Source organism: Chryseobacterium herbae, from assembly GCF_025154075.1.
Classification (GTDB): Bacteria; Bacteroidota; Bacteroidia; order Flavobacteriales; family Weeksellaceae; genus Chryseobacterium; species Chryseobacterium herbae.
Window position 1 is genome coordinate 549,556 of sequence record NZ_JAOAMU010000003.1, and the last position, 13,085, is coordinate 562,640.

Annotated in this window: 10 protein-coding genes; 4 read left to right on the top strand and 6 right to left on the bottom strand. The window is 40.0% G+C overall.

Translation table 11 applies throughout. From position 1 onward, the window contains the following. Positions 1 to 27 precede the first annotated feature (27 nt). The 6 genes from N0B48_RS12500 to N0B48_RS12525 form a co-directional block, all read right to left on the bottom strand. Positions 28 to 1,287 (bottom strand): TolC family protein, encoded by a 1,260-nt coding sequence (locus N0B48_RS12500; protein WP_259839121.1) that lies wholly within the window; start codon positions 1,285 to 1,287, stop codon positions 28 to 30. Next, complete coding sequence (locus N0B48_RS12505) at positions 1,277 to 4,372, bottom strand: efflux RND transporter permease subunit (protein ID WP_259839122.1); 3,096 nt, start codon at positions 4,370 to 4,372, stop codon at positions 1,277 to 1,279. The genes N0B48_RS12500 and N0B48_RS12505 overlap by 11 nt, the downstream gene beginning before the upstream one ends. A gap of 67 nt (positions 4,373 to 4,439) precedes the next feature. Then, positions 4,440 to 5,534, bottom strand: coding sequence for an efflux RND transporter periplasmic adaptor subunit (locus N0B48_RS12510; protein ID WP_259839123.1), 1,095 nt, complete (start codon positions 5,532 to 5,534; stop codon positions 4,440 to 4,442). Positions 5,535 to 5,599: 65 nt separating this feature from the next. Beyond that, positions 5,600 to 6,295, bottom strand: coding sequence for an MgtC/SapB family protein (locus N0B48_RS12515; RefSeq protein WP_034731350.1), 696 nt, complete (start codon positions 6,293 to 6,295; stop codon positions 5,600 to 5,602). 389 nt (positions 6,296 to 6,684) lie between these two features. Then, complete coding sequence (locus tag N0B48_RS12520) at positions 6,685 to 8,040, bottom strand: HAMP domain-containing sensor histidine kinase (protein ID WP_259839125.1); 1,356 nt, start codon at positions 8,038 to 8,040, stop codon at positions 6,685 to 6,687. A gap of 10 nt (positions 8,041 to 8,050) precedes the next feature. Next, positions 8,051 to 8,755: a response regulator transcription factor gene (locus N0B48_RS12525; RefSeq protein ID WP_259839127.1), complete on the bottom strand. Its 705-nt coding sequence runs from the start codon at positions 8,753 to 8,755 to the stop codon at positions 8,051 to 8,053. A gap of 101 nt (positions 8,756 to 8,856) precedes the next feature. Between N0B48_RS12525 and N0B48_RS12530 the strand changes: the two genes are divergently transcribed. The 4 genes from N0B48_RS12530 (at position 8,857) to N0B48_RS12545 (ending at position 13,056) form a co-directional block, all read left to right on the top strand. After that, positions 8,857 to 9,531, top strand: a complete 675-nt coding sequence (locus tag N0B48_RS12530; RefSeq protein WP_259839128.1) for a YiiX/YebB-like N1pC/P60 family cysteine hydrolase — start codon at positions 8,857 to 8,859, stop codon at positions 9,529 to 9,531. 559 nt (positions 9,532 to 10,090) lie between these two features. Further along, entirely contained in the window at positions 10,091 to 10,405 is a 315-nt protein-coding gene (locus N0B48_RS12535) for an NIL domain-containing protein (protein WP_259839129.1), read from the top strand. Positions 10,406 to 10,575: 170 nt separating this feature from the next. Beyond that, the gene (locus N0B48_RS12540) at positions 10,576 to 11,127 is read left to right on the top strand and encodes a LemA family protein (RefSeq protein ID WP_259839130.1); all 552 of its coding nucleotides are present in this window, start codon (positions 10,576 to 10,578) and stop codon (positions 11,125 to 11,127) included. A gap of 3 nt (positions 11,128 to 11,130) precedes the next feature. Beyond that, the gene (locus tag N0B48_RS12545; protein ID WP_259839132.1) at positions 11,131 to 13,056 is read left to right on the top strand and encodes a DUF2207 domain-containing protein; all 1,926 of its coding nucleotides are present in this window, start codon (positions 11,131 to 11,133) and stop codon (positions 13,054 to 13,056) included. Positions 13,057 to 13,085: the final 29 nt, after the last annotated feature.

Sequence of the window (13,085 nt, forward strand, 5' to 3'; positions counted from 1 at the left end):
CGCGAGAACTAAGAAACTCGATTAATATCAAAAATCTATATCCCAAATCCCCGTTTTCCGTTCCAGTTCTACAAGTGCCACCGCATTATCAGCCACCGTTTCAATATAACGCTGCCTGATATCATTATATGTTCTCTGCGCATTCAGAACTTCCAGAATAGAACTTTCACCTCGCTGATAACTGTAGCTGATACCATCCAGAATATTTTTCGCCTCTGAAAGCATGCCATTATCAAACTGTTTCAGCTGCTTCTGTGTTGCATGATACTGCTGATAAGCCTGCATAACCTCCGTCCGGACACTATTTTGAGTCTGTTTGTATTCTGTTTCCGCCTGCATACGGCCCATTTCAGCTATTTTCAGATCCGCATTTCTACGGTTTGAAAATTTCAGAGGAATACTCGCTCCCAGTTTTACTGCATTCACAGCAGGTGAGGGAGCAATTTCATTCGTTGCCCACGTATTATGCTCTGCGCCTACACTGAGTCCGAGATCGATGACCCGTTTAGACTTTTCAAGCTGAACAAGACTCGCAGCGGTATTGATGTTCTGTTTGGAAGCCAGAAGATCAGTTCTGTTATTGACCGCCTCGAGAATCAGATCCTCAGGATTGAAATCTCTGTTAAAATCTTTGAAGTCTCCGCTGATGTCCTTTTTTTCCAAATTTGTTCCTAAGAATATGGAAAGTGCGGAGAAAGCTTGTCTGCTTGTACTTTCCGCCATATACAAATCATTTAGCAAAGAAGAAACTTCCAGTCTGCTTTGCTTGGAGGTAACCTGAGAAATAGCTCCAAGTTTGTACCGAATGCTGTCGGATTTGGCAAGCTGCTGCATACTGAGATAAGAATCTTTCTGAACATCCACCAGAGCTTTTGTTTTTAAAGCTTCAATATATCCGAGAGAAGCATCAGCCACTAGATTTCTCAGAAAATCCTGAAGCAGGAGTTTGGTATATTCGGCCTGATTTTTTGCAGTTTCTATTCTTGCCTTTCTTTTTTGTCCAAGTTCAAGGGTCCAGCTCAATGAAGTTCCGATGGTATAGCCCATCTTTTTTGAAACCCCGTTATCTGAGGTTTCCATTTCAAGCTGCGGATCGGGAAAAATACTTGCCGTCAGGATAGAAGCTTCAGCCATGCTCACATTGTATTTCTGAGCAGCATAGTTTAAATTTTTTTCCCTGACCTCATTCAGATAAGACGAGAAATTTAAAGTTTCCTTTTCCTGGGCTTTCAGTGCAATTGGAAATAATAGGCCTATTGATATAATTAAAGTGATTTTAGCTTTCATCTGATGTTAATTTAGGTTGGTCAAAACGATATTCTGCGAGATAATAGATCGCCGGCAGGATAAATAAAGTAAGGAGCGTTGAAAACATAAGTCCATACACGATCACTGTGGCTAAAGGTCTCTGTACATCGGAGCCAATTCCAGTAGCTAATGAAGCCGGGAATAATCCTATAACGGCTACGGAAGCAGTCATCAGTACAGGTCTGAAACGGTCTTCCGCTCCTTTGATCACGGATGTTTTTAAATTCAATCCCTGTTTTCTGAGCGTATTGATATGCGAGACCATGATCACTCCGTTCTGTACCGCCACTCCGAACAGCGCAATAAAACCGACAGCCGAAGAAACATTTAAAGTCATTCCGCGTACATTCAAGGCCAGCATACCTCCGAATAATGCCAATGGAATAATACTCATCAGAACAAGCGCCTGTCTGAAACTTCCGAATGCTCCGTAAAGAAGTAAAAACATGACAGCCAAAGCCAAGGGGACGATGAAAGCCAGTCGGGAATAAGCCCTGTTTTTATTTTCAAATTGTCCGCCCCATTTGATCTGGTACTTCTGATGATCATAGCGGATATCTTTTTCAATGGTATCCTGTGCTTCCTTCAGGAAAGAAGATAAATCCCGGTCTCTTAAATTCAATTTAACCGTAAGATGTCTCTTATTCATTTCCCGGGTGATTGTGCTTTCTCCGGTGCTTAATTTAATTTCAGCTACCTGTGAAAGCGGTATTTTAGCTCCTGAAGCTGAAGTCAGCATAAGATTTCCGACTTTATCCGGAGTATTTCGGCTGTCTTCGGCGTACCGGCAAGAAATATCATAGACTTTATTGCCAATAAATATTTGTGAAATCGCTTTTCCACCCAGAGCCGTTTCGATGAGGTCGGCTACATCGGAAACATTCAGACCGTACTGTGCAATTTTATCCCGGTCCGCGATGATTTGCAGCTGAGGAAGCGGTGGCTCCTGATCGATAGCAAGATCAGCAGAGCCCGGAATCTTTTTTAAAGTGGAAAGAATCTGTTCGGCAATTTTTCTGGTTCCGTCAAAATCATCACCGTATACTTTTACAACCAGTTCACTGTGCGCACCGGAAATTTTATCCATAACTCCATCGATCATGGGTTGGGAAAATCCTACAGAAAATCCTGGCATATTTTTATAATCATCCGCCAGTTCTTTGATCAGATCCGCTTTGGTTTTTCCTGATGCCCATTCTTTGTAAGGCTTTATTCCTACGGAAACCTCAAAATGGGAAGCGGTCCATGGATCTGTACCGTCATCATTTCTTCCGGCCTGTACCATCACATAAGTAACTTCGGAATGTTTCATGGTCTGGGTGCGTAAAGAATCACTCATTTCCTTCGCTTTGTCTAATGAAATTCCGGGTGGAAGCTGTACCTGAAGCCAGATCGATCCTTCATCCAGCTCAGGAAGGAAATCTTTACCCACCATGAAAGAAAGGAAGCCTGCAGAAAGCAATATAACACCCGCGGGAATCAATATTTTTTTAGGAGCTTTGATGATTCTTTCGATTCTTTTACCATACAGGCTGCTTATTTTTTCAAGCCATCGGTTATGAAAAATTTTCTGTGGTTTTTTATAGATGACGTAAGCCAGTCCGGGAATTAAGATCAGTGCTGCTGCCAATGCTCCCAACAATGCGTAACCTATTGTAAAAGCCATAGGAGTGAAGAGCTTCTTTTCAACCCGTTCAAAAGCAAACAGTGGAAGATAAGCGGTAATGATAATGACAGTCGAAAAGAAAATAGGTTTTGCAATTTCTGTAGCCCTCTGGATGATGGTTTTCTCTTCCAGCTCCTGCTCGGGATGGTCTTCCCGCTTTTTTAAAATGGCTTCAAGCATCACAATGGATCCGTCTACAATAATCCCGAAATCTATGGCACCTAACGACAAAAGATTAGCAGGAATATGGGTGAAATACATCAGAATAAATGCAATAAGAAGCGACAGTGGAATGGTAATCGCTACAAGCAAGGCTCCTCTCCAGCTTCCCAGAAATACAATCAGAATAATAATGACCAGAACAATTCCTTCCGTTAAAGTATGAGTAACTGTAGTCAGCGTTGTATTCACGAGATCGGTCCGGTCCAGATAAGCATGAATTTTTACGCCTGCCGGAAGAGTATGGGTGTTCAGTTCCTCAATAGCCTGATGAACATCCTTTAAAACGACGGAAGGATTTTGCCCTTTTAACAGTAATACAATTCCTCCTGTACTTTCGTTGTAATTACGACTCCTGTCCGTATAACCCAGAATTCCTTTTCTTTCAAGATTTCCGTATTTCAGAGTTCCGACATCATTCAGAAATACAGGGACGCCTTTTTCTGTTTTAATAACAATTTTTCCCAGGTCATCTAAATCTTTGATGAGTCCGATTCCACGTACCACATAAGCCAGGTCACCTCTTGGGAGCATACTTCCTCCGGCATTACTGTTATTTTTGGTGATAGTTTCTGTGACTTCAGATAAAGATAATCCATACTGATCCAGTTTCTGAGGATTCAGCTCAATCTGAAACTGGGTGGTGATTCCGCCGAAATTCGTCACATCCGCAATCCCCGTGACCTGTTTGATTCTTGGGATAATGACAAAATTCTGCAGATCAGTAAGTTCTCTCAGGCTTTGCCCGTTACCTTCAATGATGTAGCGGTAGATTTCGCCTACAGGAGAGGTTAAAGGATCCAGACCGGGTTGAGCATTGTAAGGAAGTTCCGCTTCGGATAGTCTTTCCTGAATGCGCTGTCTAGCCCAATAGTCATCAACACCGTCATCAAAAACCATCGTGATGATAGACAATCCGAAAGTACTTTTGCTTCTCATAATGTGCATTCCCGGAAGACCATTCAGAGATCTTTCCAGAGGAATGGTGATCTGTTGTTCTATTTCTTCAGCAGCCAGTCCGGGAACCTGTGTCACTACCTGTGATGTTGTGTCGGCAATATCCGGATACGCTTCCACAGAGAGTTTAGTCCAGGAATAATATCCGAAAATTCCTAATAGTAAGAAAAGGGCAAGCATCAGCCATCTCTTCTGTATGGAGAGTGTGAGTAATTTTTTCATAAGATTGATTGATTGTCTGGAAATCGTGCTGTTCGCCAGGCGAAAGTTTCCTGACTTTTAAAGGTTGTTATTTGGTATCCGGCATGTAGATTCCACCCTGAGTCATGATGATATCTCCTGGTTTGAGCCCGGAATTGATCCTTACTGCTTTCTCAGAAGTATTACCGGGAACTACAATACGTTTTGTAAATTCCTGTTTGCCAGATTGTACCCAGACATACTGACGGTCTCCCTGCTGCATCAGAGCACCAGAAGGAATCACTACCGCTTTTTCTGTTCCGGCAGAATATGTAACCGCTGCGTACATTCCGGGCTTTAATTTTCTTTGTGGATTATCACATTGAATCAGGACTTTAATACTTCGGGTATCTTCATCTACCAGTTCACTGATATGATACACCTTTCCGGTAATTTCCATATCCGGATAGGTATTGACTTTCACGGATACAGGGTCTCCGGGGCTTATAAAACGGATGTCTTTCTCTTTCACAGCACCGGTGATCCAGACTTTTGAAAGTTCAGCGATAATCACCACGGGTTCCGAGTCTTCTTTTAAATACTGCCCGGTGACGATCTTATTGGAAATAATTTCTCCGCTGATCGGGGCTTTTATAATATAGGTTCCACCAGAGCTTTTGCTGTTATATGCATTCAGTGTTGACGAAGCGTTGGATAGTGAGGTCTTTTTATTTTTGTATTCAGTTTCTGCCTCTTCCAGTTCTTTTTGGATACCGACACCGTGCTTAACAAGATCTTGTTGACGTTTGTAATTTTTTCCCGCCAGTCTCACATCATTCAATGCATCGGAATAGTCTTTCTGAACGGAAGAATATCCGGGAGCAAGGATTTCAAAAACCGGACTTCCTGCATTGACGTGCTGTCCGATCGTTACAAAGGATCTGATGACCCTTCCCGAAAACGGACTCGCTATTTCCGCATAATTATTAGGAATGGTTTCTATGGTTCCGGCTGAAGTAATGCTGTTGCCAGACTCTTGCTCAGTCACCGTTTCTGTAGTAATTTTTTTTAAGACAGGATCGTTGTTCGTTATGGTAACAAGGTTTCCCTGGATGTGGAATGCTTCTTTTTGTTGAGGTTCTTCTTTTTTACCACTGCAGGAAATGATAAGAGCAAGAACAGGAGAGAAGATCAGTATTTTCATAAAGGATATGTTTAGTGGTCGTTGTTTATTGTTTAGATGGATCATTTTACATTGATTTTTTAGGTTTATAAATCGCTTTCAGTGCCGATGATTTCCCAGCTTACCCTTGTGATTTTATCTTCCAGGGTGAGTCTGCTCACTGCCTTTTCTATAATGTTATCCTGTGGAGATGCGGAATATACTTCGGCGGAAATAATAATGTTTTCAGGCGTATCTGTATCGTCGCTGGTAAGGGATTTGAGCAAGATCTGATCGGTGGAATTGAATGACTGCATCAGCAAAACTCTTGCATGGTTTTCAATTTCCGTTCTGCATTTAATCGTGATCAGATATTCTGAAGTGCTGGTGCGGATGGTTTTAGAACCTAATGTTTTTCCCAGCGGGCGTAATATGGTATGCGTTAAAATAATGAGGCCGGCAGTCATTCCTGCCTCGGTAACAAATCCTAAAGCAGCCAGTGAGCCTACGGATGCAGAGCACCAGATGGTAGCAGCGGTATTCAGTCCTCGTACGGTAAGTCCGTCTTTCATGATGACACCACCACCGAGAAAGCCAATGCCGCTCACAATATAGGAAGCTATTCTTCCCGTAGCATCACCCCCGATTCTGAGGGATAATAAAACAAATGCCGCCGATCCCAGACATACCAGTGTATTGGTTCTGAGGCCCGCACTTTTCTGATGCCACTGTCTTTCAAAACCGATGGAGGCGCCCAAAATAAGAGCAGTCAGTAAGCGTGTACCAAATTCTAATGTATTCATAACTTTTTCTTTTTTGCAGGCCTTTTTTCAGGCACACGGAAAAAGTATGCTCAGAAAAGCCTTAAGGTTGATAATAACTGGCAGGATCTGTGTCCATAGTTTGAATTATTTTGCTGCAAAAGTAGAAGTAACAGCTGTGGCAGGCCGTTAGAGATGTTTTAGAATGTTATTAGAATTCTATTAGAGAAGTTAGAAGTTGGAGAGTATAGGGGTTTGAGGGTATTAGAGTTGGAGAGTTTGAGAGCCGGAGAGTATATGAGTGTGGAGTTTAGTTGGTGGTTCGGAAATCGTATCCCGCATCCCGAAACCTTTATAAGTTAATCTAAATTTCTAGTTTACCACGATTCTGTCTGAAATCTGAAATCTGGCATCTGATGTCTCAAATGAATTCATGTAAACAGGATCTGAAAGCTAGTCGTATTTTCCTCCGAAGAGGCCTGAATTCGGGCTTGATGAAGATCGATGATCTTTTGAGTAAGATAGAGACCGATTCCGTATCCTTTTTTATTGAAGGAATTTTCGGCTCTGTAGAAAGGTTTGAAAATGTTCTGCTGATCTTTTTCGGAAATGGAGATTCCGGTATTGATGAATTGGATGGAAAGATGATCGGCGACCAATGCAACATCAATGAGACAGCTGCCATCCGAAGCATATTTACAGGCGTTATCGATAAGATTGTTGAATGCCACCAGAAGAAGATAAGGATTTCCTCTATGGATTAGTTTCTGCTCATCCATTTCGGGATCAATATTCAGATGGATGATATACTGCGGATTTTCTTTTCTGATTTTAGCGTAAGAATCCATCAGGATTTCATCGATTCTGATCTCAGAGAAACTTATTTCCGCAGGATCATAGCTGGCTTTGGCAAGATCCATTAGACTTCCCGAAAGTTTGCTCATGTTTTTTACATCCGTTAATGCATTCAGAATGATTTTCTGATATTCTTCCTGAGTATAATTTTTCTGTAAAGCCAGTTCCAGCTCGGCGGTCATAGCAGCAAGCGGTGTATTCAGTTCGTGGGAAATATTGGAAACAAAATGTTTTTGGGTACTGAAAGAATGATCCAGTCTTTCCAGCATTTGATTGAAGCTCTTTTCAAGCTCGTGAAATTCTCCTTTCTCTTCAGATTCATCCAATCTCAGTTGTAGTTTTCCGGCATTGATCCTTTTGATCTGTTCTACCATTTTTACCGCCGGACTAAGCGCTTTTTTCGAAAGAAAAAGACCCGCCAGATAAATAAGCACGAGAATAATAATGAATGAAACAATACTGATCGTCAGCAAATGATTAATCGAATTATAACCATACTGATCATAAGCCGCAGCAGTGATGGCATATTGTTTTCCCTGATGAGAATAAACAATTCCTGCCACCTGAAAGTCATCCAGAAAAAAGAAAAGCTGTTTACTTTTGAAAATTTTGGATAGCATCTCAGTATTTTCCTTCACATAATCCACTTTTGAATCATCATGATACACAAGATTGAACCCGGAATCATAAATAGCCACCTGTACTTCACTTAAAGTCTGCGTATTATTTTTGTACAGCTGATGCATTTCCTTTTCACTCAAATCACCCTGGAAAAAGAGGTTGGCTTTAGCTACAGCTTCACTTTTGAGTTCTGTATAAAACGAAGTTTCCCTGGCTTCCTTTGACGAATAGTAAATGGCAACCCCATAAAAGCTGATGAGCATTGCAGTCACTAATGTAAACAGTAAAGTAAGCCTGGTTCTAACTTTCATTCCGTAATTTTTAAGTATTGGAACTGTCTTCGTAGCCCTTTTTTAAAATAAATCCCATGCCCGCCTTGGTATGGATGAGTTTGGTTTCAAAGCTGCGGTCTATTTTTTTTCTGATATAATTAATGTAAACATCAATGAAATTCGTGCCTGTATCAAAATGAGTATCCCAAACATTTTCTGCAATCTCATGACGGGAAAGCACCCTTTCAGGATTTTCAAGCAGAAATTTCATCAGATTGAATTCTTTGGGAGTCAGTTTGATCAGGTTTCCGGAACGGGTAACGGTCTTCAGTTTCAGATCCATCTCAATATCTTCATACTGCAGCAGGGTTGAGGTTTCCGGACGGTAGGTGGAATATCTTTTAAGCAAAACTTTGACTCTGGCCAAAAGTTCCCGCATTTCAAAAGGTTTGGTCAGATAATCATCTGCCCCCGAATCAAAACCTTCCAGTTTATCATCTGTAGTTCCCAGCGCGGTTAGCATAATGACAGGAATTTCAGGTTTCAGTATCTTGATTTCTTTGCAAAATTCCAGACCGTTTTTCACAGGAAGAATAATATCTGTAATGATGAGGTCAAAGTTCAGCAATCCAGTAAGCTTCAGGGCTGTTTCACCGTCAGCAGCCGTATTGACTTCCATATCATTTTCCATCAGTCCTCTCGCAATCAGCTGCGAAAGTCTTTTGTCATCTTCAACGAGTAGGATATGAGGCATAGAAATCTGGTTTTATTGCTGTCCTGCAAAGGTAATTAAGTATTTTCACATACCTGTTATGAATACAATTTGTAAATTTGACCGCTCAATGATAATGTAATATGATTAAAGTTAATAAAGATCCGTTGAACAAAACGGTACAGATATTTACCTATGTTCTTTGCTTTGCTGTAACGCTTTTGCTGCAGTATTGTGCGCCACATCCCAAAGCCGGACCTTTAAAAAACGGAGACCTGCTTTTTGTGACGGCGAAAGAAACCGGACTTTCAGGAGCAATTAATAATGTCACTCAAAAACAAAAAGAAGCATCGTTTGATCATATCGGGATTGCAGAAAAAGAAAATAATCATTGGTATGTGCTCCATGCCGCACCAAAAGGAGGTTCCCAAAAACAGGAGCTTGCTTCTTTTCTTAAAGATCAGTCTGATGACGGACAACAAGTTGTGATTTACCGGTTGAAACCTGAATATCAGAAATCTGTTCCGGCAGCGCTTAAAAAAGCAGAGACCATGCTGGGAAAACCTTATAACTTCAACTATATTTTAGACGAAAATTCTTACTACTGTTCAGATTATATAGAGAGAGCGTTTCGTGAGAATAATATCTTCAAATTGGAACCCATGACATTTATTGATCCGAAAACAGGAAAGATCAATGCATTCTGGACTGAATTTTATAAAAAGAAAAATTTGGAAGTACCGGAAGGAAAACCGGGATGCAACCCCAATGGATTGGCAGCTTCTGAAAAACTGGAAAGAGTAGGGAGTTGTAAATAAAGTCTCGTAAATAAAAATTTGTTAAACGCAAAGAAAAACAAAGAATTGATTTAATTTTCTTTACAGTAAGATAAACAAAGGCGTTTCACTTATTTCCGAAATACTATGATTTCAGCCCTGAAATTTTGGTTTTACTCTGTTCAAAAGAAAGAATGAGTTGCTTGGTATTGTTTTACTTTCTTAAATGAAATGCCTTTGTTTATCTTTATCAAAATAGCTTCGTTTCAAAAAAACTTTGTTTATCCTTGCGATGATTAAAATGTTTAAACCAATATCGAAAGTATCAACGCAGAGCCTATTTTTTTGATTTTACGCAGTGGTTTGATTGAATGTTTAAAAAAATCTGCACAATCAGTTCAATCAGCGAGAGACAAATAAGCACAAAGATTGTTCAGTATATATTCTCCTTATTTCCCGGATTGAAAAATAAATATGTTAAAATTTAAAATTATTAGTCTACTAATTTGGTGGACTAATAATTTTTTATATTTTTGTCAAAGATTTAACGCAAGAAAGCAACCATGATCTAGAAAATGTTTAACCAAAAAATTATTTAGTGATGATTACACCTAATCCTACGCTGCAGATAATACCCAATACTACCATTGGACTGCCTAAAAAAGAACTGATACTGGAAATAGAATTGAATGGCAAAATGAAATTTGAGCATTTGATGAATACCATTTATAATCAGTTTGGGATATGCCACAGGGTGTTGTCTGCGAATGTAGAATATGTGAATGGAAACAGTTTTGGTTCGGTACAATTGTATATTAATGTAAGTTCAGAGGACTACCAGAACCTGGAGTTTTATCTGAATAAAAATAAACTTTTAAATACCATGGTGGAATACCACTGCCGTAAGTATTTTTAGGGGAGATTCATATAGTTTTAATTACAGAAAGTATCCGGTTTTCCGGGTACTTTTTTTGTTCCCAACAATAAAATTTATAGAAAATCTACTAAAATATTTTTATCCAACTTTTTAATTTCTGATTCAAATTTAAAAAAACACTACTTTTAAAGCATACAAAATAAAAAATTATGACCATAGTTATTATTATTGCTTTAATTGTTGTGTTTGCGCTTTACGCAGTATCAATTTACAACCGACTTGTCAAACTGAGAAATCTCGTTCAGGAAGCGTGGAGCAGCATAGATGTAATGCTTAAAAAACGTCATGACCTTATTCCCAATCTTGTGGAAACGGTGAAAGGCTATGCAACCCACGAGCGTGAGACCCTTGACAGTGTGATCAGGGCAAGAACTCAGGCTGTAGGTGCCGATTCTGTTCAGTCTAAAGAAGCTGCAGAGAAAAACCTGAACCAAGCGATGATGAATTTATTTGCGGTAGCTGAACAGTATCCTGATCTGAAAGCTAACACGAACTTTCAACAATTGCAGAGCGAACTTACTTCCATAGAAAATGATGTGGAGAAATCAAGAAGATATTATAATGGTACGGTCCGTGAGAACAATACACTGGTAGAATCTTTCCCGAGCAATATCATCGCGAATATGTACAAATTTGAGAAATCACCGTTCTTCGAACTGGATAATATTGCAGAAAGAGAAGTTCCAACCGTAAAATTCTAGGAAATGAAAAAGTGGTTACTGCTTTTCTTTCTTCAGTTTTTTTTCATCGCCTTTGCTCAGAATGAATTGGCCAGGGCAGATCAGCTGTCTATTATCGGGCCGGAAAAAATTATTTCTTTCCACTCGGATATTGAGGTAGATAAAAATTCTGGAATTACGGTTACGGAAAACATTAAAGTATACAGCCTCGGAAATAATATTAAAAGAGGAATTTTCCGGGCTCTTCCTTTATCCAGAAATCTGAATAATAAAACGCAAAGGGTACGGTACGACATTATTTCTGTAAAAAAAAACGGGATCGATGAAAACTACCATGAAGAGACAGGAGACGGCTATTTGAAAATATACGCCGGAAACAAAGATATCATTCTTGATCCCGGAACTTACAACTATGAAATAAAATATAAAACAGAAAACCAGATCGGATTTTTTCCGAAGTACGATGAATTCTATTGGAATGTCAATGGAACGTATTGGGATTTTGATGTAGATTCTATTTCGGCAAAAGTAACGCTTCCGGAAGGTGCCGGAATCATCCAAAACTCTTGCTACACCGGGGAGTATGGCAGCAATAGCCAGAACTGTACGGTTAAAGTATTGTCAGATCAATCCATAGAATGGAATGCGTCAGGCCTTAAAGCGAATGAAGGTCTTACTGTTGCGGTAGGTTTTAAAAAAGGAATTATGGTACCGCCACCACCACCGACTTTCTCTGAAAAGTATGGAATTCTGATTGGCGCATGTATCATATTCCTGGGACTGCTGCTGTATCTCTATTCAACATGGAGAAAATACGGCGTAGATCCTGAAACCCCAACGGTTTATCCGCAATTCAATGTTCCCGAAAATCTTTCACCGGCTTCTCTAGGGTACATCAATTCCGAAAGTTTTAAAAATAAATACCTTACCGCTGGCGTTGTAAATCTTGCCATAAAAGGCTATGTAAAGATTATTGAAGGCGAAGATTCCGGTTTGCTGGGATTTTTCAACACCAAAACATTTACACTGCAAAAACTGAAACCTGCGGATGAATCCCTTTCTAAAGAAGAGATCAATCTGATGAACAGCCTCTTTTCGCAGTATGAAGATTCCATTAAGTTTGACGGAAAATACAATTCAAAAATTGAAACAGCAGTCCTCAACTTCAAAGAAACGCTCAAATTTCAGCACGAAGACTTTTTAAATGAAGGAAATAATACCAAAAAATTGGTATTGCCATGGTTGATGATCACTCTGGTGTACGGCCTTGGTTTATTGGTAAGCTTTAAAATATTACCGGAGGCTGAAAGAGTGTTTGCCGGAGTCCTTTTGTATATTATTCTTTTTATTGCATTTCTTTTAATTGCATTTTTAGCCAAGAAATTATCATGGAAGCTCCTGTTTTTGGTTCCTATTCCCCTAAGTATTGCCTTAGGAATTGGAGGGATTATTTCTCAGGAAGGGACAGGTGCTGAAAGTATCAATTTTAGTGTCTGCTATATTTTTCTTACCCTTGGGTTTTCCGTGATGGTGCTGTATCAGTACTTAATAAAACAGCCATCGAAAGAAAAGCTGAGAAAAAAATCTCTGATAGACGGTTTCAAAATGTATATGGGTGCCGCTGAGAACGAGCAGCTGAAATTCCATAATCCTCCTCAGATGACCCCGCAGGTTTTCGAAACCTTGCTTCCTTTTGCCATGGTGATGGGAGTGGACCAGATCTGGGGGCAGAAATTTGATGACCTGCTGAAAAGAACATCAGCTGAATATAATAATACGTGGTATTACGGAGGCGTAATGAATCATTATGCTTTCGGGAATACGCTGAACTCAAGTCTTACGCAGTCCATACAGTCTGCATCTACCAAACCATCCAGTTCCAGTAGTGGATCCGGTGGCGGTGGATTCTCCGGAGGCGGCGGCGGCGGTGGTGGAGGCGGCGGCTGGTAGTCATCCATTCTGAAAAAACAAAAAGCGTT

Coding starts and splice junctions, on each gene's coding strand:
- N0B48_RS12500 (WP_259839121.1), bottom strand. CDS start 1,287: ATGAAAGCTAAAATCACTTTAATTATATCAATAGGCCTATTATTTCCA.
- N0B48_RS12505 (WP_259839122.1), bottom strand. CDS start 4,372: ATGAAAAAATTACTCACACTCTCCATACAGAAGAGATGGCTGATGCTT.
- N0B48_RS12510 (WP_259839123.1), bottom strand. CDS start 5,534: ATGAAAATACTGATCTTCTCTCCTGTTCTTGCTCTTATCATTTCCTGC.
- N0B48_RS12515 (WP_034731350.1), bottom strand. CDS start 6,295: ATGAATACATTAGAATTTGGTACACGCTTACTGACTGCTCTTATTTTG.
- N0B48_RS12520 (WP_259839125.1), bottom strand. CDS start 8,040: ATGAAAGTTAGAACCAGGCTTACTTTACTGTTTACATTAGTGACTGCA.
- N0B48_RS12525 (WP_259839127.1), bottom strand. CDS start 8,755: ATGCCTCATATCCTACTCGTTGAAGATGACAAAAGACTTTCGCAGCTG.
- N0B48_RS12530 (WP_259839128.1), top strand. CDS start 8,857: ATGATTAAAGTTAATAAAGATCCGTTGAACAAAACGGTACAGATATTT.
- N0B48_RS12535 (WP_259839129.1), top strand. CDS start 10,091: ATGATTACACCTAATCCTACGCTGCAGATAATACCCAATACTACCATT.
- N0B48_RS12540 (WP_259839130.1), top strand. CDS start 10,576: ATGACCATAGTTATTATTATTGCTTTAATTGTTGTGTTTGCGCTTTAC.
- N0B48_RS12545 (WP_259839132.1), top strand. CDS start 11,131: ATGAAAAAGTGGTTACTGCTTTTCTTTCTTCAGTTTTTTTTCATCGCC.